This window comes from Xanthobacter pollutisoli (assembly GCF_040044995.1).
In the GTDB taxonomy this organism is placed as follows: Bacteria; Pseudomonadota; Alphaproteobacteria; order Rhizobiales; family Xanthobacteraceae; genus Xanthobacter.
Genome location: NZ_JBDZDP010000009.1, coordinates 35,750 through 56,603, shown reverse-complemented (window position 1 = coordinate 56,603; position 20,854 = coordinate 35,750). Strand labels below are relative to the sequence as shown.

The 20,854-nt window shown below is 69.6% G+C and carries 19 protein-coding genes, 1 tRNA gene and 1 pseudogene; 11 read left to right on the top strand and 10 right to left on the bottom strand.

Features of this window, described 5'->3' with window-relative positions; all coding sequences use genetic code 11:
• Positions 1-9: 9 nt before the first annotated feature.
• Positions 10-1,503 (top strand): glycerol kinase GlpK, encoded by a 1,494-nt coding sequence (gene glpK, locus ABLE93_RS17220; protein ID WP_348841078.1) that lies wholly within the window; start codon positions 10-12, stop codon positions 1,501-1,503.
• Between the two features lie 55 nt (positions 1,504-1,558).
• The gene (bluB, locus tag ABLE93_RS17215; protein ID WP_348841077.1) at positions 1,559-2,239 is read left to right on the top strand and encodes a 5,6-dimethylbenzimidazole synthase; all 681 of its coding nucleotides are present in this window, start codon (positions 1,559-1,561) and stop codon (positions 2,237-2,239) included.
• Between the two features lie 16 nt (positions 2,240-2,255).
• Here the strand turns inward: bluB and ABLE93_RS17210 are convergent, their stop codons facing one another.
• Positions 2,256-2,816, bottom strand: coding sequence for a protease inhibitor Inh/omp19 family protein (locus tag ABLE93_RS17210; RefSeq protein WP_348841076.1), 561 nt, complete (start codon positions 2,814-2,816; stop codon positions 2,256-2,258).
• A 296-nt stretch (positions 2,817-3,112) separates the two neighbouring features.
• Here ABLE93_RS17210 and ABLE93_RS17205 point away from each other — a divergent pair, with 296 nt between their 5' ends.
• Both ABLE93_RS17205 and ABLE93_RS17200 read left to right on the top strand, forming a co-directional pair.
• Positions 3,113-3,886 (top strand): SDR family NAD(P)-dependent oxidoreductase, encoded by a 774-nt coding sequence (locus ABLE93_RS17205; RefSeq protein WP_348841075.1) that lies wholly within the window; start codon positions 3,113-3,115, stop codon positions 3,884-3,886.
• Between the two features lie 142 nt (positions 3,887-4,028).
• The gene (locus tag ABLE93_RS17200) at positions 4,029-4,907 is read left to right on the top strand and encodes a methylated-DNA--[protein]-cysteine S-methyltransferase (RefSeq protein WP_348841198.1); all 879 of its coding nucleotides are present in this window, start codon (positions 4,029-4,031) and stop codon (positions 4,905-4,907) included.
• An 18-nt stretch (positions 4,908-4,925) separates the two neighbouring features.
• Here the strand turns inward: ABLE93_RS17200 and ABLE93_RS17195 are convergent, their stop codons facing one another.
• From ABLE93_RS17195 to cpdR, 4 genes are all read right to left on the bottom strand, one after another.
• Positions 4,926-5,114: a hypothetical protein gene (locus ABLE93_RS17195; protein WP_348841074.1), complete on the bottom strand. Its 189-nt coding sequence runs from the start codon at positions 5,112-5,114 to the stop codon at positions 4,926-4,928.
• Positions 5,115-5,131: 17 nt separating this feature from the next.
• Positions 5,132-6,190 (bottom strand): ferrochelatase, encoded by a 1,059-nt coding sequence (hemH, locus tag ABLE93_RS17190; protein WP_348841073.1) that lies wholly within the window; start codon positions 6,188-6,190, stop codon positions 5,132-5,134.
• Between the two features lie 151 nt (positions 6,191-6,341).
• Positions 6,342-6,416 (bottom strand) — tRNA-Val (locus ABLE93_RS17185).
• A 73-nt stretch (positions 6,417-6,489) separates the two neighbouring features.
• A complete protein-coding gene (gene cpdR, locus ABLE93_RS17180; protein WP_348841072.1) occupies positions 6,490-6,855 on the bottom strand; it encodes a cell cycle two-component system response regulator CpdR in 366 nt (121 codons plus the stop codon).
• A gap of 190 nt (positions 6,856-7,045) precedes the next feature.
• Here cpdR and ABLE93_RS17175 point away from each other — a divergent pair, with 190 nt between their 5' ends.
• On the top strand, positions 7,046-7,933 hold the full coding sequence (locus tag ABLE93_RS17175) for an N-formylglutamate amidohydrolase (protein ID WP_348841071.1): 888 nt from the start codon (positions 7,046-7,048) through the stop codon (positions 7,931-7,933).
• Between the two features lie 1,157 nt (positions 7,934-9,090).
• Positions 9,091-9,879 (top strand): histidinol-phosphatase, encoded by a 789-nt coding sequence (gene hisN, locus ABLE93_RS17170; RefSeq protein ID WP_348841070.1) that lies wholly within the window; start codon positions 9,091-9,093, stop codon positions 9,877-9,879.
• Between the two features lie 22 nt (positions 9,880-9,901).
• On the opposite strand, the gene ABLE93_RS17165 is transcribed toward hisN, so the two are convergent.
• Complete coding sequence (locus tag ABLE93_RS17165; protein ID WP_348841069.1) at positions 9,902-10,846, bottom strand: alpha/beta fold hydrolase; 945 nt, start codon at positions 10,844-10,846, stop codon at positions 9,902-9,904.
• 201 nt (positions 10,847-11,047) lie between these two features.
• Complete coding sequence (locus ABLE93_RS17160; protein ID WP_348841068.1) at positions 11,048-11,557, bottom strand: hypothetical protein; 510 nt, start codon at positions 11,555-11,557, stop codon at positions 11,048-11,050.
• A 250-nt stretch (positions 11,558-11,807) separates the two neighbouring features.
• On the opposite strand from ABLE93_RS17160, the gene ABLE93_RS17155 reads away from it, so the two are divergent.
• Together ABLE93_RS17155 and ABLE93_RS17150 are read left to right on the top strand one after the other, a co-directional pair.
• On the top strand, positions 11,808-12,290 hold the full coding sequence (locus ABLE93_RS17155) for an Hsp20 family protein (RefSeq protein WP_348841067.1): 483 nt from the start codon (positions 11,808-11,810) through the stop codon (positions 12,288-12,290).
• A gap of 182 nt (positions 12,291-12,472) precedes the next feature.
• On the top strand, positions 12,473-13,459 hold the full coding sequence (locus tag ABLE93_RS17150; protein ID WP_348841066.1) for a phosphoglycerate dehydrogenase: 987 nt from the start codon (positions 12,473-12,475) through the stop codon (positions 13,457-13,459).
• Positions 13,460-13,465: 6 nt separating this feature from the next.
• Here ABLE93_RS17150 and ABLE93_RS17145 read toward each other — a convergent pair whose 3' ends face one another.
• Positions 13,466-13,747: a MoaD/ThiS family protein gene (locus tag ABLE93_RS17145; RefSeq protein WP_348841065.1), complete on the bottom strand. Its 282-nt coding sequence runs from the start codon at positions 13,745-13,747 to the stop codon at positions 13,466-13,468.
• Entirely contained in the window at positions 13,748-14,833 is a 1,086-nt protein-coding gene (locus ABLE93_RS17140) for a WD40/YVTN/BNR-like repeat-containing protein (protein ID WP_348841064.1), read from the bottom strand.
• 145 nt (positions 14,834-14,978) lie between these two features.
• Here ABLE93_RS17140 and ABLE93_RS17135 point away from each other — a divergent pair, with 145 nt between their 5' ends.
• The 3 genes and pseudogenes from ABLE93_RS17135 (at position 14,979) to ABLE93_RS17125 (ending at position 20,069) form a co-directional block, all read left to right on the top strand.
• Positions 14,979-15,593, top strand: a complete 615-nt coding sequence (locus ABLE93_RS17135; protein ID WP_348841063.1) for a TetR/AcrR family transcriptional regulator — start codon at positions 14,979-14,981, stop codon at positions 15,591-15,593.
• 98 nt (positions 15,594-15,691) lie between these two features.
• On the top strand, positions 15,692-16,924 hold the full coding sequence (locus tag ABLE93_RS17130; RefSeq protein WP_348841062.1) for an efflux RND transporter periplasmic adaptor subunit: 1,233 nt from the start codon (positions 15,692-15,694) through the stop codon (positions 16,922-16,924).
• 89 nt (positions 16,925-17,013) lie between these two features.
• A pseudogene (locus ABLE93_RS17125) lies at positions 17,014-20,069 on the top strand (efflux RND transporter permease subunit).
• A 148-nt stretch (positions 20,070-20,217) separates the two neighbouring features.
• On the opposite strand, the gene ABLE93_RS17120 reads toward ABLE93_RS17125, so the two are convergent.
• Positions 20,218-20,799: an HdeD family acid-resistance protein gene (locus ABLE93_RS17120; RefSeq protein ID WP_348841061.1), complete on the bottom strand. Its 582-nt coding sequence runs from the start codon at positions 20,797-20,799 to the stop codon at positions 20,218-20,220.
• Between the last annotated feature and the right edge of the window lie 55 nt (positions 20,800-20,854).

The following is a 20,854-nucleotide window of genomic DNA, read 5'->3' as shown; positions in this document are numbered from 1 at the left end:
GAGGACGCCATGGCCGCCTACATCCTTGCCATCGACCAGGGCACCACCTCGTCGCGGGCGCTGCTGGTGCGCCGGGACGGCTCCGTCGCCGCCATGGCGCAGGAGGAGCTGCCGCAGCATTTCCCCGCTTCCGCCCACGTGGAGCAGGAGGCGGAGGACATCTTAGGCACCGTGCTGCGCTGCTGCCGCGCGGCGCTCGCCGAGGCCGGGGCCGGGCCGGCCGACATCGCCGCCATCGGCATCACCAACCAGCGCGAGACCACGCTGGTGTGGGAGCGCGCCACCGGTCGCGCCATCCATCGCGCCATCGTCTGGCAGGACCGCCGGACGGCACCGACCTGCGCGCGGCTGGAGGCGGCGGGACACGGGCCGCTGGTGAAGGCGCGCACCGGCCTCCTCATCGACCCCTATTTCTCCGCCACCAAGATCGCCCACATCCTCGACGCCGTGCCCGGTGCGCGCGAGCGGGCGGAGAAGGGCGAACTCGCCTTCGGCACGGTGGACAGCTTCCTGCTCTTCCGGCTCACGGGCGGGCGCGCCCACGCCACCGACGCCACCAATGCGGCGCGCACCCTGCTGTTCGACATCCACAAGGGCGCGTGGGACGACGACCTCCTCGCCATATTCGGGGTCCCGCGCGCCCTGCTGCCGCAGGTGATGGACTGCGCCGCCGCCTTCGGCACGACGGACCCGGCGCTGTTCGGCGGCCCCATCCCCGTCCGCGGCATGGCGGGGGACCAGCAGGCGGCGGTGGTGGGGCAGGCCTGCTTCAGCCCCGGCATGGTGAAATCCACCTATGGCACGGGCTGCTTCGCTCTGCTCAACACCGGCGCGACGCCGGTGGTCTCCACCCGGCGGCTCCTCACCACCATCGCCTACCAGATCGACGGGCGGCGCACCTATGCGCTGGAGGGCTCCATCTTCGTTGCCGGGGCGGCGGTGCAGTGGCTGCGGGACGGGCTGGGCATCATCGCCCGCGCCAGCGAGAGCGACGATTTGGCGTTGCGGGCGGATGACGGGCAGGACGTGATCCTGGTGCCGGCCTTCGTCGGTCTCGGCGCGCCCTATTGGCGTCCCGACGTACGTGGCGCCCTGTTCGGCCTCACCCGCGCCACGGGCCCCGCCGAGCTGGCGCGGGCGGCGCTGGAGAGCGTGTGCTTCCAGACCGTCGACCTGCTCGACGCCATGCATGCCGACTGGCCGGGCGCGGCCGACGATACGGTGCTGCGGGTGGACGGCGGGATGACCGCGTCGGACTTCACCATGCAGCGACTCGCCGACCTCCTCGGCGCGCCGGTGGACCGGCCGGTGCAGAAGGAGACGACGGTGCTCGGCGCCGCGTATCTCGCCGGCCTCGCCTGCGGCTTCTTTCCCCCGCCGGACGTGTTTGCCGGGCAGTGGCGGCTGGAGCGGCGCTTCACGCCGCAGATGGCGCCCACGGACCGGAGTGCGCGGCTCTCGGCCTGGCGCCAGGCGGTGGGCCGGCTGCTGGATGGGGATTGATTTTGCCGGCAACCTGCCGCCGAATGCCGCGAACGAGAACGGGGAGGGCGTGTCGATGAGCCGGGACGACAGCTTCTCGCCCGCCGAGCGCGCCGCCATCTATCGCTGCATCGCCGAGCGGCGCGACGTGCGGCGGCATTTCCGGCCGGACCCGGTGCCCGACGATGTGCTCGCCCGGGTTCTGGCGGCGGGTCACGCGGCCCCTTCTGTTGGCTTCCTCCAGCCGTGGAACTTCATCCTGGTGCGTGCGGCCGCCACCAAGGCCGCGCTGCACGCCGCCTTCAGCCGCGCCAATGCGGAAGCAGCGGACATGTTCGAGGGCGAGCGGGCGCAGCTCTACCGCTCGCTGAAGCTGGAGGGCCTCATGGAGGCGCCGCTGCTCCTGTGCGTCACCTGCGAGCGCGATCGCGCCGGGCCGGTGGTGCTGGGGCGTACCCACCAGAGCGAGATGGACATCTATTCCACGGTCTGTGCCGTGCAGAACATCTGGCTCGCAGCGCGGGCGGAAAATCTCGGCGTGGGGTGGGTGTCGATCCTGTCCGAGGCGGACCTGCGCCGCGTTCTCGGCATTCCTGATCCCATCGTGCCCATCGCGCTGTTGTGCGTCGGCTATGTGGACGCCTTCGCCGCTACGCCGGACCTGGAGCGGGCCGGATGGCGCCAGCGGCTGGCGCTGGAGGATCTGGTGTTCGAGGAACGCTTCGGCGCGCGGGAGGCGGCGCCGGTGGAGGGGTGAGGCGGTCGAAACGCCCTCAACGGACGAGGGCGACCTGCTGGCCGGTGTCGGCGATCACGCCCACGTAACGGTTGGGGCCGGCCGGCTGGAGCCGGGCCGTGACCTTGCCCTGATGATTCTGCAGCACGATGTCTGGACCCATCATGTCCCAGCCCTTGGTCATGAAGATCTCGCTGGGGCAGGAGACGTCGGCCTGGGCCGAGAGGCCGGAGAGACCACGGTCGGTGCCGAGGCGCAGCGGGCAGGTGCCGCGGCCGGAATCCCAGGAAAAGCTCCAGGCGCCCGACACCTGTTCCTTGGCGGCGCTCGGCGCGTAGGCGCTGCCGCCGGGATTGGCCGAGGGCGGCGTCAGGGGGACGTTGGAGGCGGTGGTGCGCGGACTGATGGCGCCGGTGGCCGTATCGGCCGAGGCCGTGGACACATTGCCGGGCGCCGGCGAAGTCTCCACCGATGCGGTGGGCGCCGTGAGAACGCGGTTGCCCGCCGTGGCGGACGGCTTCGCCCCGAAGCCGTCGAGCTCTGTGCTGCACCCGCCAAGGGCCAGCGCCAGCGCCGCCGTCACATGTACCGCCTTCATCCATACCTCTCCGGACGTGCCCGCAAACCCTAGCGTGTCCCTGCAACGACCGCCACCCGCAAGGGCGGCGCGCAGAAAGCGCCATCGACGTTCGGATCGCGGCGCGGCAAGCGAAGTGCATTGCCGGCTCTGATGGGCCTCACCCTTTCGGCAGAACATGGCAGCACCAAGGCAGATGCCATATCTCAATACCGTTTACCGGCGGCGGATGGACGCGATGGTTAAGGCAGTTTAATCCACGGCGGAGCGCGTCGCCGCGCAGATTTTCCCCTCCTGTTGCCGTGCTGGAGCTTTCCATGGCCATGCTCGATCCCCGTTCGCTCACCCTGATCGTCACCGGCGCCACCTCGGGCATCGGCGCTGCCACCGTCCGGCGCTTTGCGAGCGCCGGCGCTCGGGTGGTGGCGGTGGGGCGACGGGCGGAGCGCCTGGACGAGCTGAAGGCCGAGTTTGGCGACCTCATCCTGCCGCTGGTGCTGGACGTGCGCGACGAGAAGGCGACCTTCGAGGCCTTCTCCGGCCTCCCGGCACCGTTCGACGGCTACAATATCGTGTTCGCCAATGCCGGCCTCGCCATGGGCCTCGACCCGGCCCACTCGGCGAGCCTCGACGACTGGCGCACCATGGTGGAAACCAACATCTCGGGCATGCTCTACACCGTGCGCGCGACGCTGCCGGCCATGGTGGAGCGCAAGGAGGGGCATGTGGTCTTCACCGGCTCCATCGCCGGCGACTATTCCTATCCCGGCGCCAACGTCTACGGCGCCACCAAGGCTTTCGTGAAGCAGTTCTCGCTGAACATCTGGGCCGATCTCGCCGGCAGCGGCGTGCGCGTGACCAACATCGAGCCGGGCCTCACCGAGACCGAATTCTCGGTGGTGCGCTTCGCCGGCGACAAGGGCCGCGCCGACAGCGTGTATTCCGGCACCGAGCCCATGACCGGCGAGGATATCGCAGAGCAGGTGTTCTTCGCCTGCACCGCGCCGCGCCACGTCAACATCAACCGCATCCAGTCCATGGCCTCGCAGCAGGGCTTCGGTCCGCTGGCCCTCAAGCGCAACCCGGCCTGAGCGTGCCGAGCCGGCACGGCGCCGGAATCGGGTGGGCGCGACTTGCCGGCTCTGCTGAGATAGGCGACGCTTGATCCGAAGGAGACGTGCCGTGCTGGCGCCCGATGTCCAAGAGCTGATCCTGCCCCCGTCGGGCCTCACGATGGCCGCGGCGCCCGCGACCCCGCTCGCCATCGCCGCCCGCGACTATGACGTCGTGCGCCGGGCGGTGGAATACATCTCGCGGCATGTGCGCGACCAGCCGGAGGTGGAAGCCATCGCCGCCGCCGCTGGCGTCTCCCCCCGCGCGCTGACCGACCTTTTCCGCCGCTGGTGCGGTCTCACCCCCAAGGCCTTCCTGCAGGCGGTGACGCTGGACCGCGCCCGCCGCGTCCTCGCCGAGTGCCCCAACGTGCTGGACGCCGCGCTGGAACTGGGCCTGTCCGGCCCCGGGCGGCTCCACGACCTGTTCGTGGTGCACGAGGCCATGTCGCCGGGCGAGTGGAAGACCGGTGGGGATGGCCTCGTCATCCGCTTCGGCTTCCATCCCTCGCCGTTCGGCCAGGCCCTCGCCATGTCCACGCCGCGCGGCCTGTGCGGCCTTGCCTTCGCCGATGCGGGCGAGGAGGCGGCGGCGCTCGCCGACATGCGCTCACGCTGGCCTAATGCGGCCTATGTGGAAGACCCGGCCGCGACGGCACCCCTCGTGGCGCGCATCTTCGAGCCGGCAGCCCTGAAGGACGACCAGCCGCTGCGCATCGTGTTCATCGGCACGGATTTCGAGATCCGGGTCTGGGAGACGCTGCTGCGCATCCCCATGGGCCGGGCCACCACCTATTCCACCATAGCCGAGCACGTGGGCCGGCCGAAGGCGGCGCGGGCGGTGGGCGCGGCCGTCGGCAAGAATCCCATCTCGTTCGTGGTGCCCTGCCACCGCGTCTTGGGCAAGAGCGGCGACCTCACCGGCTACCACTGGGGCCTGACGCGCAAGCGCGCCATACTCGGCTGGGAAGCCGCGAAGGTCGGTCCGGCGGGGGAGTGACGGCCGAGATAACGCCGCTCAGACCTTGCGGGTCTTGCGGCGGACGGCCAGCGTGCGCGGGTCGATCTTCTCGGGCGCGGTGCGGCTCTGGGCGTGGCGGCCGTGGCTGGCGCCGCGGCAGACGGCGGGGCGCAGCAGGATCTCGCTGCGCAGGGCCATGGCATGGATCTGCGCGAGGGAGGCGCGGCGCAGGGTGATCTCGGTCATGCGTTTCCGTCCTTGGATCAGCCGACCCAGCCCTTCAGCTCCCGCTCCACAACGGCCGTGAGCACGCGAAGGCCCTCGTCCCCGGCATTGAGGCAGGGGATGGCGGCAAATTCTTCGCCGCCGTGATGCATGAAGATCTCGCGGTTCTCAACCCCAATCTCTTCCAAAGTCTCAAGACAGTCGGCCACGAAGCCCGGATTCACCACCGCGAGGCGCTTCACGCCGCTCTCGGCGAGGCTTTTTACCGTCGCATCGGTATAGGGCTTCAGCCATTCCTCCCGGCCGAAGCGTGACTGGAAGGTAAGGCGAAACCGCTTGTCGTCGAGCCCCAGGCGCTCGCGCAGCAGGCGGGCGGTCTTGGCGCACTGGCAGTGATAGGGGTCGCCCTTGCGCAGATAGGATTCCGGCACGCCGTGGAAGGAGGCGAGGATCACCTCCGGCTCGAAGGGCAGCGCCGCCAGATGGCGCTCCAGGTCCCGCGCCACCGCGTCGATATAGACCGGGTCGTCATGCCAGGGCGGGGCGACGCGCAGCGTCGGCTGCCAGCGCATGGCCTTCAGCGCGTCGAACGCCTTGTCGCAAACGGTGGCGGAGGTGGCGGCTGAATATTGCGGATAGAGCGGCACCAGGAGGATGCGCTCGCAGCCCTGGGCCTGCAGCGCCGCGAGCCGCTCGGCGATGGGCGGCTTGCCGTAGCGCATGGCGAAATCCACCACGATGCGCGGATCAAGGCCGGCGCAATGGGCGGCGAGGCGCTCGGCCTGGGCGCGGGTGATGGTCTTGAGCGGGCCTTCGTCGCGCTCGGTGTTCCAGATGCTGGCGTAGTCGCGCCCCTTGGGACCCGGCCGCTTGGTGAGGATGATGGCGTTGAGCACGAACCACCACACCGCGCGGTTCACTTCGATCACCCGCCGGTCGGAAAGGAACTCCTTCAGATAGGCCCGCATGGACCAGTAGTCCGTGCCCTCGGGCGTGCCGAGGTTGACGATGAGGACGCCGATGCGGCCGAAGGCGACCTTGGGATGGTCGGGCGGCAGATGCGCGGCCTCGGCGGCCGTCGGCGGCAGATGGGTCATCGGGTCCTCGCTTGCGCCGGTGTGATGGCGCCGCGCCGCTGTCCCGTCAATCGGACGGCGCGTGCACGGCCAACCGGTACGCGCGGGCGCGCCGGGCGGATGGGTGCCGCAGCAAGCCCGGTGCGGCGACCGGCAGGACGAAGGTGAGGGATGGTGGGCGCGACAGGGATCGAACCTGTGACCCCTACGATGTCAACGTAGTGCTCTCCCGCTGAGCTACGCGCCCCCTCGCAGGAAGCGCCTCTATATCGGCTGAAATCGCCGGAGGCAAGGCGGGGTGTGCGGGCGATTGTGGATGGTCAGGCGGCCGCCGCCAGCATCTTGCCGACCTCGCTCACGAGATCGCGCAGATGGAAGGGCTTGGAGAGCACCTTGGCCTCGGTGGGCGCCTCGCCATCGGCGTTGAGGGCGACGGCGGCGAAGCCGGTGATGAACATCACCTTGAGATCGGGGTCGAGCTCGGTGGCGCGGCGGGCGAGCTCGATACCGTCCATCTCGGGCATCACGATATCGGTGAGCAGAAGCTCGAACGGCTCCTCGCGCATCCGCTCGTAGGCCGAGCGCCCATTGTCGCAGGAGGCGACGGAGTAGCCCGCATTCTGTAGCGCCTTCACCAGAAAGCGGCGCATGTCGTTGTCGTCTTCAGCGAGCAGGATCTTGGCCACGCCGCTTCCCCTGATGTCGTGTTCTGTCCGCCCCCTGGCCGGGGCCGGGGTCCATATGACTTGTCTGCCGCAATCGGGTAAATTCGAAGTGAAGGTTCCGCCTCCCCTTCACAAGCGGCGCGCGGCCGGGCCATGATGCGCCGCCGGTGCATGGCTAATTCTGGAACAATTCCAAGGTGCTGGGCTCTTGATGACCGCCTGTCTCGCCGACACCATTGATCCCGCATTCGAGGTGCTGGCTCCGGCGGAGGCGACCGCGCCGTTCGTCTTCAACTCTCCCCATTCGGGCCGGATCTATCCGCGCAGCTTCGTCGAGCAGACCCGGCTCGACTTCCCGACCCTGCGCCGGTCCGAGGACACGTTCGTCGACGAGCTGTTCCTCGATGCGGTCGCGGGAGGGGCGCCGCTGATGCGGGCGCTGTTCCCGCGCTCCTTCCTCGATCTCAACCGCGAGCCCTACGAGCTCGACCCGCGCATGTTCGAGGGGCGGCTGCCGCCATTCGCCAACACGCGCTCGATTCGCGTCTCCGGCGGGCTCGGCACCATCGCCCGCGTGGTGGGCGACGCGCAGGAGATCTATCCGCGGCGGCTGGCGGTGAACGAGGCGATCGAGCGCATCGAGACCTATTACAAGCCCTATCACCAGGCGCTGCGCCGTCTGGTGGGGCGCATCCAGCGCCAGTGGGGCCTCGCCGTGCTGGTGGATTGTCATTCCATGCCGTCCAACTCGGCGCGCGAGGACATCGCGCGGGCCGATCTGGTCATCGGCGATCGCTACGGCACCAGCTGCAGCGAGGTGGTGACGGACGCCATCGAGCGCGCGCTTTCGGCGCGCGGCTATCGGGTGGTGCGGAACAAGCCCTACGCCGGCGGCTACATCACCGAGCATTACGGCAACCCCGCGGCCGGCCTCCACGCGGTGCAGATCGAGATCAACCGCGGCCTCTACATGGACGAGGCGGCCTATGAGCGAAACAGCGGGTTCGAGCAGCTGAGGTCCGACATCAGGGCGATCCTGCCGGAGCTGTTCGATGCGGTTTCCGACGGCCTGGCGCCGCACCGTGCTGCAGCGGAATGACATAGCCCTGCATTTTTGAGCATGGTGCCTTGCGTTTTTCGAATGGCAGCGCTACCACATTGCGCGCGCCTCCCGGCAACGCTCCGATCATCGCTCGCTGACCGCACTGGTCGCGTTGGCGAACCTTTCGGAGAGCCTGGGTCGCGCACGGATGCAAGCGGCGCCAGACCGCGCCCCGCGAAGGGTGCAGCATCCCAAGAAGGCTGAGACAGGGGGCCTAGACTGAAGGCTGACGTAAAGGCGAATGCCGAACGAAGCAGCCGAAAAAGAAAGGGGCCGTCCGCGTGAGCAGACGGCCCAAGTCTAGGGAGGAAACGCCCAAGGAGGGCAGCGACACAGCGACGCCAATCGCCGTGTCGCTATGCACAAATAGCCGAGTGCAGTGCCAGAAATCAAGTGCCGGTTTGTCGCACTCTGGTATACAGTATTAAGACCCTGATATTTAAAACGTTTTTGGAGTCGATTTTCGACCGCCCGCGAACCTTGCGCCCGCGCTGCACAATCAAACATGAAGCGACTCGGGTCCCACGGTGGGCCGGAGGTGCCGCGTCTTTCGATAGAGCGGGTCTGCTGGCGGGGGCGCCGTGTCGCCGGAGCGAGGGGCGCGTCTCTGAAGGAAGCGCCAGGCGGGAATCTCCCGGACGGGCTCGGGGGCAGACCGCTTCGCAATCCGGAGGCTTAGCGGGAGCCTTGGGGGTCCGCGCACGGGGCGATCGCCCATGTCGCAGGGAGCGCAGGTCCCAAAAAAGAAAGGGGCCGCTAGCGAAATCGCAGCGGCCCAAGTCTAGGGAGGAAACGCCCAAGGAGGGCAGCGGCACTGCAAAAAGCATTGCCGCGCCGCAATAATATGCGCCCGCCCCCCGTGCGCGACAAGACCGGTACCGGCGGATAGTTTGTGCACTCGTACAAATTTAAAACCATTCGTTGCCAGTGCCTTCGCTGCCGATTGCTCATTCGTTATGCGGCTTCGCGATGCAGCTGCCTCCGGCGAGGTCATCGCCGCGTCGCCGGCGATCCAGAACGGTAAATGCGTCTTCCTGCCGGCCGGCGTCGTCCAGTTTTCGCTTGGCAGGGGCCGACGCGCGCGCTTTCTTGCCGCTCCGGCGGGACGCCGTCTCGCCCCGCCGCCTGCCCGTGCCGGACCTTTCGGAGCGCCCATGACCGCGGTCGATTTCGACGCCTTCGTCCACCAGCTCGCGACCGTCTCGGGCGAGGCCATCCTGCCCTTCTTCCGCACCACCCTCGGCATCGAGGACAAGGGCGCCGGCCGCGGCTTCGGCTTCGATCCTGTCACCGAGGCCGACCGGGCGGGCGAGCAGGCCATGCGCAGCCTGATCCGCTCCACCTTTCCGGCCCACGGCATCATCGGCGAGGAGTTCGATAACGTGCCCGCCGAAGGGCCCTACACCTGGGCACTCGACCCCATCGACGGCACCAAGTCCTTCATCGCCGGCCTGCCCGCCTGGGGCACGCTGATCGGCCTGCTGAAGGAGGGCGACCCGGTCTACGGCATGATGCACCAGCCCTTCATCGGCGAGCGCTTCTTCGGCGACGGCGGGGTGGCGCGCTATCTCGGGCCCGCGGGGGAGCGCATCCTCGCCACCCGCGCCTGCGACCGGCTGGAGGACGCGGTGCTCTACACCACCAGTCCCCGCCTGATGGAAGCGGAGGACCTTGCCGCCTTCAGCACGGTGGAGGAGCGGGTGCGTCTCTCGCGCTACGGCGGCGACTGCTACGCCTATTGCATGGTGGCGGCCGGCCTCATCGATCTCGTCATCGAGACCGGGCTGCAGGATCACGACGTGATCGCGCTCGTGCCCATCATCGAGGGGGCCGGCGGCATCGTCACCAGTTGGGAGGGGGGCTCGCCCGTGGCTGGCGGGCGGGTGGTCGCGGCCGGCAGCCGCAAGGTGCACGAGGCGGCCCTGCGCCAGCTCGGCGCCTGAGTCTCCGCGCTTTCCGAAAGGCTCAGAACACCGGCGTTCCGGGGACGAAGGCGTCGAACGCCGCCCAGAATTGGGCGCGGAAGATGTCGCGCTCCATCAGCAGCTCATGGCGGCTCGCCGGCACCACCACGTGGGCGCCGGCGATGAGCCGCGCCGAGAAATGCTCGATGGCCTTGTTGGACACCAGGCGCTCGCCGCCCGCGGCGATGATGAGCAGCGGCTGGCGGATCCGCGCGATGGTGTCCGGATGGGTCAGCTCCGCCATGGTCTGGTAGGCGCCGGCCAGCCAGCCGATGGTCGGCGCACCGAGGTCGAGCTGCGGAAATGTGCGTGCGAGGGCCTGCGTGCGCTCGAAGCGCCCCCGGTCGGAGGTCACCGGATTGCCCTCGAAGCGCATCTTTGCCAGCGCGCGGCCGCGCCCGCCGGGCACGAACGCGCGGGCGAAGCCGATGTGGGCCAGGCCGATGGAGAGCGGGCGGATCACCGCCTCGAAGGGCACCGAATCAAGGGCGAGCATGGGCGCGCTGAGCACCATGCGATCGAACCAGCGCCGCCCTTCCAGCACCGAGGAGAGGAGGATGGTGGCGCCCATGGAATGGGCGAGGGCGAAGTGCGGCGGCGGGCAGTCGGGCAGCAGGATCTCGCGGGCGAAGATTTCGAGGTCCAGCTGATAGTCGGCGAAGCGGGTGACGTGCCCCTTCAGCGGATTGCGCAGCAGGCGCTGGGAGCCGCCCTGTCCGCGCCAATCCAGCAGCGCTACCGCGAAGCCGCGCGAACGCAGCTCGCGCACCACCTCGAAATATTTCTCGATGAACTCGCACCGTCCGCCGAGCACCGCCACGGTGCCCTTGGCCCGGCCTTCGGGCATGAAGCGGGCGAAGCGCAGCCGGATGCCGTCGGCGGCGACGATCTCGCCATCGACGCAGCCATCGGGCACCGGGTGGTTCGGAAGGGCGAAGAGGGTCATGGGGGTGTCGTGGGGCGCGGCATTGGGGCGGGGCGTTGGGGGCGTGGTGTCGGGGGCAGGCCGGCGGCTCCGCCGGGCGCGAGGGTTACACGCTGCGGGCCGGCTCCACAATCGCGAGGTCCGAAGGGGCGCGCCGCCCGGTTCCGCCCAGGCATCGGCCTTTGCGCGCAAGCGGGATGTCCGAGGCGGACCGACCGGGATCTAGCGTCGGCGCTCGTAGCCGATCACCTGCATGCCGCTGATCTCGCCGCTCGCGGCATCGAGCACCAGCCGCACCCGCTCGCCGCGCGGGCCCGTGGCCTCGGCGAGGAAGGACTGGCCGCGCTGGCGGATGGCGCCCACCTGGCTGAAGCCGCGGGCCTCCAGGCTCTCCGCCACGCTGTCGGACGTCAGCGGCCGGCCGCTTTGGGGTTGGAGGTGATAGGGCCGGTAGGCGCGCGGCGGCACCGCGCCCGGCATGGGCGCCCCCGTCACGGCTGCCTGCGCGGCGGTGGGGTCCGCCGACCGAGCCAAGGGACGGGAGACCGAGAGCCCGACGGCCCCGGCTTCCGAGCGGCCCACCGCCGGCCGGGCGCCAGACTCCACGCTGGCAGGGGAGGCAACGGTGGGCCGCGCTTCGGCGGCGCCGGGAGGGGGGCCGCATTCGGCGGCCGCCGGAGGCGCCAGCGCCATCAAGACTATCGCCGCAACGGCGGCCGAGCCGGCCCACATCGCCTGTGCTCCTCCCAGAACGCCGGACCCGGCGGATGGAGCTGTATCGTTCTGCAAAGTCTAGCCCGCACGGGTGAACGCGGCCCGACGCCGGCGTTCATCGCCCGTTCAGCTTGTCCCCTCCGGCGCCCTCTTGACGCCTGCTGGACCCTTTCCCACATCGACCGCAGGCGCCGGGCAAACCTGACGGCGCCTTGACCGGACCCGGCCCTGTGCGGGTCCCGCATGTCGCTTCAAAGGAGGATATGCCATGCGTACGTTTGACCTGTCTCCGCTGTATCGCAACACCGTGGGCTTCGACCGGCTGTTTTCGCTGCTCGATTCCGTCGGTGGCGTGGATGCAGCGCCCACCTACCCGCCCTACAACATCGAGCGGACCGGCGAGAACGCCTATCGCATCACGGTGGCCGTGGCGGGCTTCACCGATGCCGAGCTCGGCATCGAGGTGAAGGAAAACACCCTCACCCTCAAGGGCGAGAAGAAGTCGTCCGAGGTCGCCGAGAATGGCCAGCTGCTGTATCGCGGCATCGCTGCCCGCGCCTTCGAGCGACGCTTCCAGCTCGCCGACCACATGGAGGTGAAGGGCGCGGTACTCGAGAACGGCCTGCTGCACGTGGACCTCGTGCGCAACATTCCCGAGGCCAAGAAGCCCCGCATCATCCCCATCGGCAACGCGTCGGCCCCGAAGACCATCGAGGGCGCGACCGTGGAGGGGAGTGCGCAGGCGGCCTGACCGCCCGCGCGGCGCGGACGGGGACGGGTTCAGGCCCGCCCCCTTGCCTTCGGGCGGCACCCCTCGGTGCCGCCCTTTTGCATTGTGCGGCATCGCTGTCCACACGGCGGGCTTGATCTTGGCGCTCCGGCGGAGGAGGAGGGACTTTCGTTTCCCGTCTCCTGCGCAGAGGTCGTCTGCCCGTGTCGCCCGCCCCCCGCCGCATTCTCATCACCACCCGCCTGTTCGACGACGCGGCCGCCCGCTATCTCGCCGAGCACGATTGTGTCGCCGTGCCGTCGGGCCTGCCCGCCGACGCCCTCGACAGCGACATTCCCGATGCGGCGCTCAGCGCCCTTCTGGAAGGCGCGGTCGGCTGGATCGTGGGCCAGCGGGCGGTGACGCGTGAGATTCTGGCCGCGCACCCGGACCTGAAGGTGATCGCCCGGCGTGGGGTCGGCTACGACCGGGTCGACATCGCCGGAGCCCGGGCGCTCGGACGGATCGTCACCATCGCCGCGGGCGCCAATGATCCGGCCGTCGCCGACCACACCCTGGCGATGATCCTCGCCGTGCTGCGCCGGCTGAAGGAGAGCGCCATCGCCATCGCCGCGGACGACTGGCGGGTGGTGAGCGGCTTCGACCTCACCGGCAAGACGGTGGGCCTCGTCGGTCTCGGCCGCATCGGCAAGGCAGTGGCGCGCCGGCTGCACGGCTTCGACACCAAGGTTCTCGTGGCGACGCGCACCCCCGACCCCGATTTCCCCTTCGTCGAATATGTGCCCCTGGACGACCTCATCGCCCGCAGCGACGTGGTGAGCCTGCATGCCCCCCTCGGGCCGGAGACACGCCACCTCATCGGCGCCGCTGCCCTTGCCGCCATGAAGCCTCACGCCGTGCTGGTGAACACCTCGCGCGGCGGCCTGGTGGACGACCGGGCGCTCCTCGCGGCGCTGGAGGCCGGCCGGCTGGGCGGCGCCGGCCTCGACGTGTTCGAGGCCGAGGCAGACCCCGCACTCAAGCCGGTGGCCGCGGCCCTCGCCGCCCGCCCGGACGTGGTTGCCACCGCCCACGCCTCCGGCTCCAGCGGGGAGGCGCTGGCGCGCGGCAATCTCATCTCCGCCCAGTGCGTGGTCGCGGCCCTGGACGGCCTCGCCATGCCCCCGGGCTGTCTTGTCGCCGGCGGCTGAGCAGCGTCAGCCGCCGCTGATGGCGGTGAGCACGAACACGTCCGCGCCCGGGGGCAGCACGGTGTCGAGCCGGGCGCGGCGGCCATCGACGAAGACATTGATGTGGCGGCGGATCGCCGGGCGCTCGTCGCACAGCCGGTCGCGCATGCCCGGCCAGCGCGCCTCCAGGGCGTCCATGAGGTCGCGCACGCTCGCCGCCTCCAGCTCCAGATACGTCACACCGTCCGGAAACAGCCGGACGAGATGGGCCGGCAGCCGGAGCTTCACCGGGGCTGGCGCGTGCGCCACTCAGGCCTCCACCACCAGCGTTTCCACCGATGAGATGGTCGGCAGGTGCTCGGCCAGGCGGGTCCAGCTCTCGCCCTCGTCGGCGCTGGCGTAGATCTCGCCGGAGCCGGTGCCGAAATAGACGCCTGCCGGCTCCAGCGTGTCCGTGGCCATGGCCTGGCGCAGCACGTTGAAATAGGCATTGGTCTGGGGCAGGCCGGTGCGCAGCGCGGTCCAGGAGGCGCCGCCGTCGCGGGTGCGCCACACGGCGGCCTTGGCCTCGGGCATGAAGCGGCCGGCGGTGTCGCCGTTCAGCGGCACCAGAAAGAGCGTTTCCGGGTCGCGCGGGTGGGCGGCGGCGGGAAAGCCGAAGGAGGAGGGCAGGCCCGCCTCGATGCTCCGCCAGCTCTGGCCGCCGTCGTCCGAGCGATACATGCCGCAATGGTTCTGCTGGTAGAGGCGGTGGCGCAGGCCGGGCGCCTTCACCACGCAATGCACGCACTGGCCGTGCTCGGGATAGCGCTGGTCCTCGGGCATGTAGTCGGCGCGGGTGCCGCGGTTGCGGGCGCTCCAACTCTTCCCGCCGTCGGCGCTGTGGAACACGCCCGCGGCGGAGATGCCCACCCAGACCGAGGCGGGATCGTCCGGGTCGAGCACGAGGGAGTGCAGGATGAGGCCGGCCCCGCCAGGATTCCACTCGCCCCGCGAGGGATGCTTCTGCAACCCATCCAGATGGACGAAGGTCTGGCCGCCGTCGTCGGACCGGAACAGGCCGGCCGGCTCCACGCCGGCATAGAGCGCGCCGTCGCGGCCGGGCGCGAGGCTCCATACGCTCTTCACCGGCGTCTCGCCCTCGCCATAGGCGAGGCCACGGCTGGAGTGAGTCCAGCTGGCGCCGAGATCGTCGGACTGCCAGACCGCGGGTCCAAACCATTCATTGCCGCCGGCGGCATAGATTCGGCCCGTGGCGGCGTCGGCCACCACATGGTTGGTGGGCCAGGTGTCGCAGAAGGGGCCGGCCAGCGCCCAGTCGCGCCGCGCCGGATCGCTTTGAAGGATGAAGGCGCCTTTCTTTGTTCCGATGAGCACCAGGACCTTGCGCGGCATCGTTCTCCTCCCCCTTTGGCGTCGGACCGATCTGAGGACGTGGAGCCGGGACGGGCGCCGACACGGGGCGAAAATTATTCCCAATTCCCTCTTGGTTCTTTAGTTCTGACGAATTATGATAATCGTCAGAGATAAGGAGAGCGGCGTGAACGTCAGGGTGAAGGAGACGGCGGAGGAAACCCGCGAGCGCATCGCGCGCACGGCCGAACAACTGTTCCGCCGCATGGGTTTCGCCAAGACGGCGGTGGCCGACATCGCCGCCGAACTCGGCATGTCCGCCGCCAACGTATACCGCTTTTTTCCGTCCAAGACGGCCATCGTCGCAACCATCTGCACCCGCTGTCTGCTGGAGAGCGAGGCCGAGATCGCCGCTGTGGTAGGCGGGCCGGGTTCGCCGCAGCAGCGCATCATCGACGCCTATCTCGCGATCCTGCGCTATCACAAGGAGAATTTCCTTGAGGAGCGGCGCCTGCACGACATGGTCCTCGTGGCGATGGAGAACAATTGGGACGCCATAGAGGCCCACAAGGCGCGCATCGCCGGAATGGTCGCAGCGGTGCTGGCGGAAGGCATCGCCAGCGGCGTTTTCGTGCCCCATGACCCGCGCAAGGTCAGCGTGATGCTGATGCATGCGACGGTGCGCTACTGCCATCCGGTTCTGGTGGCCCAGAACATCGACGAGGATCTGGCGACCAACCTGCGCGAGACACTCGTGTTCCTCCTGCGCAGCATCGAGGTCGAGCGCTCGCCTCTCCCCTGATTGGGTGGGGCGGGCGGATTTTCGTGCGCCCATAAAGTGACGATCGAAGAAAATCATCAGTTCTGAGCCATAACTTCATATTCGACAGGATCGAGCCCATGACACCCGCCCATGCCGAAAACCGCGCGATGCGCCGCCTCCGGGCCGGCGTCATCGCCGCGGCGCTGACCGGCGCGAGCGTTCTTCTCTCTGGATGCGGTGAGGAGAACCCGGCCAATGCCAATGCCTCCACCGAGGCGCCCGCCGTCGTGGCGCGCCCGGTGCAGGTGATGACGGTGGTGTATCGCCCCCGCGAGGCGGAGAAGAGCTTCGTCGGCGTGGTCCGCGCCCGCCGAGAGATCGACCTCGCCTTTCGCGTCGGCGGCAAGGTGGTGCAGCGCCTCGTCGAGGTCGGCGAACGGGTCGAGCCCGGCCAGGTGGTGGCCCGCCTCGATCGCGAGGACCTGAAGCTGGAGCTGGAAAGCGCCCGGGCGGAGCTCGCCGCCGCCACGGCCAACCTTTCCCAGACCTCGGCCGAGGATACCCGCTATCGCTCGCTGACCGCCAAGGGCGCCGCCTCCAGCGCCGACCTCGACCGCAAGTCCCTCGCCAAGGAAGAGGCGGTGGGCCGTCTCGAGCGGGCGAAGCGCTCCCTGGAACTGGCGGAGAACCGCCTCTCCTATTCCGACCTCGCGGCCGACGCGGCCGGCGTGGTGGTCGCGACCTCGGCGGAACCCGGTCAGGTGGTCTCGTCCGGCCAAACCATCGTCCGCATCGCCCGTCTCGACGAGAAGGAGGCGGTGGTCTCCCTGCCCGAGACGGCTCTGGCCGACGCCCGCAGTGCCGGTGCCACCGTCACCCTGTGGGCCGACCCGGGCCGGCGCATCCCCGCCCGGCTGCGCGAGCTGTCGCCCCAGGCGGACGTCAATTCCCGCACCTATCCCGCGCGCTTCACCTTGGAGGGCGTGGACGACACCGTCGCCCTCGGCATGACCGCGACCGTGACGCTCCAGCCCAAGGGCCAGCAGGCGGTGGCGCGCTTGCCGCTGTCGGCTCTGGTGGATCGCGGCCATGGCCCGCAGATGTTCGTGGTGGACCCGGCCTCGCGCACCCTGGTGGCGCGGCCCGTGGAGGTCGCCGCCTATACCGGCGACTCGGTGCTGATCGCCTCCGGCCTGATGGCGGGGGACGACGTGGTCACGCTTGGCGTACAGACGCTGCTGCCCGGCCAGAAGGTGCGCACCGCCAAGGCGGTGGCCCCGACCGACGTGGCCGAGCGTTCTCCCGAAGGCGCGCCGCGCTACGCCGCGCGCCCCGCCGCCGCCACCGCTGTCGCGGAGCGCCGTCCGTGAGCCCCGCCGGCCAGACCCCAAACGGCGCCGAGGCGCCCCACGACGCCGGCGAGAGCCCCGTCGGCCGGTTCAACCTTTCGCGCTGGGCCATCACCCACCGCGCGCTGACCCTGTTCGCCATCCTGCTGCTCGCGGCGGCGGGCGCCTATTCCTATCTCAACCTCGGCCGGGCCGAGGATCCCTCCTTCACCATCAAGGTGATGGTGGTGCAGGCCGCGTGGCCGGGCGCCACCGCCTCGGAGATGCAGGCCCAGGTGGCCGACCCCATCGAGAAGAAGCTGCAATCGCTTCCGCACCTCGACCGCGTCGAGAGCTATTCGCGGCCGGGCGTCTCCTTCGTGCAGGTGATCCTGCGCGACGACACGCCGGCGCGGGACGTCAAGGAGCTTTGGTACCAGGTTCGCAAGAAGGTCTCCGACATGCGCGGGGAGCTTCCGCCCGGCGTGGTTGGTCCCGGCTTCGACGATGAATATGGCGACGTCTATTCCGCCCTCTACATCCTCAGCGGCGCGGGCGCCTCGCCGGCCGAGCTGAAGCGGCAGGCCGAGATCATCCGCCAGCGGCTCCTGCGCGTGCCCAACGTGGAGAAGGTTGATCTCATCGGGGAGCGGCCGGAGAAGATCTACATCGAATTCTCCCACGCCCGCCTCGCCAACCTCGGCGTGACGCCCCAGCAGGTGTTCGACAGCGTCGCAAGGCAGAACGCGGTGGTGGCCGGCGGCGCGGTGGATACCCGCTCCGACCGCATCAACCTGCGCGTCACCGGCGCCTTCACCGGGGTCGACGCCATCGCCGAGGTTCCGGTGGCGGTCAACGGCGCGCTGGTGCGTCTCGGCGACATCGCCACCGTCCGGCGCGGCTATGAAGACCCGCCCTCGTTCCTGATGCGCCAGCACGGCCTGCCGGCCATCGGCATCGGCGTGTCCATGGAGCAGGGCGCCAACATCATCACGCTCGGCGCGGCCCTCAAGTCCGCCATGGCCGAGGCCACCGCCGAGCTGCCCCACGGCATCGACGTGACCCAGGTGGCCGACCAGCCGCACATTGTCGGCGAATCGGTGGGCGAGTTCCTGAAGACCTTCCTCGAGGCCCTCGTCATCGTGCTGGTGGGAGCTTCCTCTCGCTCGGCTTCCGCACCGGCATCGTGGTGGCGCTCTCCGTGCCGCTGGTGCTCGCCATCGTCTTCCTGGTCATGTTCTCGTCAGGCATGGACCTGCACCGCATCACGCTGGGCGCGCTCATCATCGCCCTCGGCCTGCTGGTGGACGATGCAATCATCGCCATCGAGATGATGGTGGTGAAGATGGAGGAGGGCTGGGACCGCATGCGGGCGGCGACCTTCGCCTGGACCTCCACCGCCTTTCCCATGCTCACCGGCACGCTGGTGACGGCGGCGGGCTTCCTGCCCGTGGGCTTTGCCAAGTCCTCCTCCGGCGAATATGCCGGCGGCATTTTCTGGGTGGTGGGCATCGCGCTGATCGCGTCGTGGTTCGTGGCGGTGATCTTCACCCCCTACCTCGGCACGGTGCTGTTGCCGGACATGAAGAAGGCGGCCCACCACGAAATGCACGACGGGCGCATGTACCGCATCTTGCGGCGGGCGCTGGAAGCGTGCCTGCGCCACCGCTTCCTGGTGATCGCGGCGACGGTCGGCATGTTCGCCGCCTCGATCGGCGCTTTCGGCCTGGTGCAGCAGCAGTTCTTTCCCACCTCCACCCGGCCCGAGCTGTTCCTGGAGGTCCGCCTGCCCGAGGGCACGTCCATCACCGTCACCGAGGCCACGGCGAAGAAGGCCGAGGCGCTCATCGGCGACGACAAGGACGTGGCCACCGCCACCACCTACGTGGGCCGCGGCGCGCCGCGCTTCTGGCTCGGCCTCAATCCGGTGCTTCCCAACCCCAATTTTGCGCAGATCGTGATCGTCGCGAAGGACGTGCCCGGCCGCGAGCGGCTGAAGGCGCGGCTGGACGCGGCCCTCGCCGAGGGCGCGCTGTCGGAGGCGCGGGTGCGCGTGGACCGCTTCGTGTTCGGCCCGCCGGTGGGCTTCCCGGTGCAGTTCCGCGTGGTGGGTCCCGATCCCATCGCGGTGCGCGACATCGCCGAGAAGGTGCGCGTGGTCATGGCCTCCGACGCGGACACCATCGACCCGCACCTCAATTGGGGCGAGCAGGTGAAGTCCATCACCCTGTCGGTGGACCAGGACCGCGCCCGGGCCATCGGCACCGCGCCGCGCGACATCGCCGAGACGCTCCAGACCCTGCTCACCGGCTACACCGTGACCCAGCACCGCGAGGGCAATCTGCTCATCGACGTGATGGCGCGCGCCGTGCCGGAGGAGCGCGTGGACCTCGAACACCTCGCGGCGCTCACCATCACCACGCGCAACGGCCTTGCCGTGCCGCTGGGCCAGGTGGCGCGCATCGCCTACGCCCATGAGGAGCCTATCCTGTGGCGGCGCGACCGCGACCTGGTGCTCACCGTGCGCGCCGACGTGAAGGACGGCGTCCAGCCGCCCGACGTAACCACGCGCATCCTGCCGAAGCTCGCCCCGCTGAAGGCGGAGCTGCCGCCCGGCTACCGCATCGAGACCGGCGGCTCCATCGAGGAGAGCGTCAAGGCCAACGCCTCTCTGGCGGCGGTCTTCCCGGTGATGATCATCGTCATGCTGACGCTGCTGATGATCCAGCTGCAGAGCTTCTCGCGCCTTGCCTTGGTGCTCGCCACCGCGCCGCTCGGGCTGATCGGCGCCACTGCGGCGCTGCTCATCGCCCACAAGCCGTTCGGCTTCGTCGCGCTGCTCGGCCTCATCGCGCTCGCCGGCATGATCATGCGCAACACGGTGATCCTGGTGGACCAGATCGACCACGACATCCGCGACGGCCACACGCCGCATCGCGCCATCGTCGACGCCACGCTCCGGCGGGCCCGCCCGGTGGTGCTCACCGCGCTCGCCGCGGTGCTGGGCATGATCCCGCTCGCCGGCAGCGTGTTCTGGGGTCCCATGGCGGTGACCATCATGGGCGGCCTGCTGGTGGCGACCGTGCTGACTTTGCTGGTGGTGCCGGCGCTCTATGCCACCTGGTTCCGCGTCAAGGTCAAGGACGAGGAAGACGCGCCCGCCGCGCTGCCCCAGCCGGCCGAGTAAGCCGCGCGCCCCTGCGGCGCCGTGAACCCGGCCGGAGCCCCCGGCCGCACCCCATGCCCCGGCGCCCCCCGGGGCTGTCCGTCCCGCCCGTCGGCGGCATCGCCCCTGGTTCGCAGGCGGGCGGGACGGCTCCTTCCGGTTGGTGCGCTCAGGCCTTCTTGCCCCGCAGGGCGAGGCCGAACAGCAGCGTGCCGACGCCGTTGACGATGAGGTCGATGCCGAGGAAGAGGCCGAGGATGTAGACCGAGTTCACCGGCCAGCGGGCGATGATGATGAGGCCCAGGAGCAAGGTCACGATGCCGGAGACGACGATCCAGCCCCAGCCCTGGCCGGGGCGGCTGCCGAGGCCGGCGAAGATGCGGAAGATGCCTTCCACCGCCAGCGCCACGCCGATCATGAGGGTGAGCACGCCGGCACCGAGCAGCGGGTTGTACATCATGAGCGCGCCGGCCACGACGTAGAGGATGCCGGCGAGCAGCCAGTAGAAGAAGCGTCCCCAGCTCTGCACACGGAAGGCGTGGATGACCTGCACCACGCCGCCCACAACGATCAGCGCGCCCACATAGAGCACGGTGACGAATGTGGAGGCGAGAACGTGGGCGAGGGCGACGAAGCCCAGCACGATGAAGGCGATGCCGAGCACCGCGAACCAGCCCCAGCTGGCCCGCACGGCGTGCAGATGGTCGGCGACGGTAGACGCTGGCGTTGGCGCAGATGCAGGCATCGACATGGGCCCCCTCCTGTCAGCTAGATCGCTGCGGGGCCATCATATCGAAGTGAAGGGC

Excerpts from the sequence above, each read along its gene's own strand:
- glpK (WP_348841078.1), top strand. The coding sequence starts at position 10 with ATGGCCGCCTACATCCTTGCCATCGACCAGGGCACCACCTCGTCGCGG.
- bluB (WP_348841077.1), top strand. The coding sequence starts at position 1,559 with ATGAGCCGGGACGACAGCTTCTCGCCCGCCGAGCGCGCCGCCATCTAT.
- ABLE93_RS17210 (WP_348841076.1), bottom strand. The coding sequence starts at position 2,816 with ATGAAGGCGGTACATGTGACGGCGGCGCTGGCGCTGGCCCTTGGCGGG.
- ABLE93_RS17205 (WP_348841075.1), top strand. The coding sequence starts at position 3,113 with ATGGCCATGCTCGATCCCCGTTCGCTCACCCTGATCGTCACCGGCGCC.
- ABLE93_RS17200 (WP_348841198.1), top strand. The coding sequence starts at position 4,029 with ATGGCCGCGGCGCCCGCGACCCCGCTCGCCATCGCCGCCCGCGACTAT.
- ABLE93_RS17195 (WP_348841074.1), bottom strand. The coding sequence starts at position 5,114 with ATGACCGAGATCACCCTGCGCCGCGCCTCCCTCGCGCAGATCCATGCC.
- hemH (WP_348841073.1), bottom strand. The coding sequence starts at position 6,190 with ATGACCCATCTGCCGCCGACGGCCGCCGAGGCCGCGCATCTGCCGCCC.
- ABLE93_RS17175 (WP_348841071.1), top strand. The coding sequence starts at position 7,046 with ATGACCGCCTGTCTCGCCGACACCATTGATCCCGCATTCGAGGTGCTG.
- hisN (WP_348841070.1), top strand. The coding sequence starts at position 9,091 with ATGACCGCGGTCGATTTCGACGCCTTCGTCCACCAGCTCGCGACCGTC.
- ABLE93_RS17165 (WP_348841069.1), bottom strand. The coding sequence starts at position 10,846 with ATGACCCTCTTCGCCCTTCCGAACCACCCGGTGCCCGATGGCTGCGTC.
- ABLE93_RS17160 (WP_348841068.1), bottom strand. The coding sequence starts at position 11,557 with ATGTGGGCCGGCTCGGCCGCCGTTGCGGCGATAGTCTTGATGGCGCTG.
- ABLE93_RS17155 (WP_348841067.1), top strand. The coding sequence starts at position 11,808 with ATGCGTACGTTTGACCTGTCTCCGCTGTATCGCAACACCGTGGGCTTC.
- ABLE93_RS17140 (WP_348841064.1), bottom strand. The coding sequence starts at position 14,833 with ATGCCGCGCAAGGTCCTGGTGCTCATCGGAACAAAGAAAGGCGCCTTC.
- ABLE93_RS17130 (WP_348841062.1), top strand. The coding sequence starts at position 15,692 with ATGACACCCGCCCATGCCGAAAACCGCGCGATGCGCCGCCTCCGGGCC.
- ABLE93_RS17120 (WP_348841061.1), bottom strand. The coding sequence starts at position 20,799 with ATGTCGATGCCTGCATCTGCGCCAACGCCAGCGTCTACCGTCGCCGAC.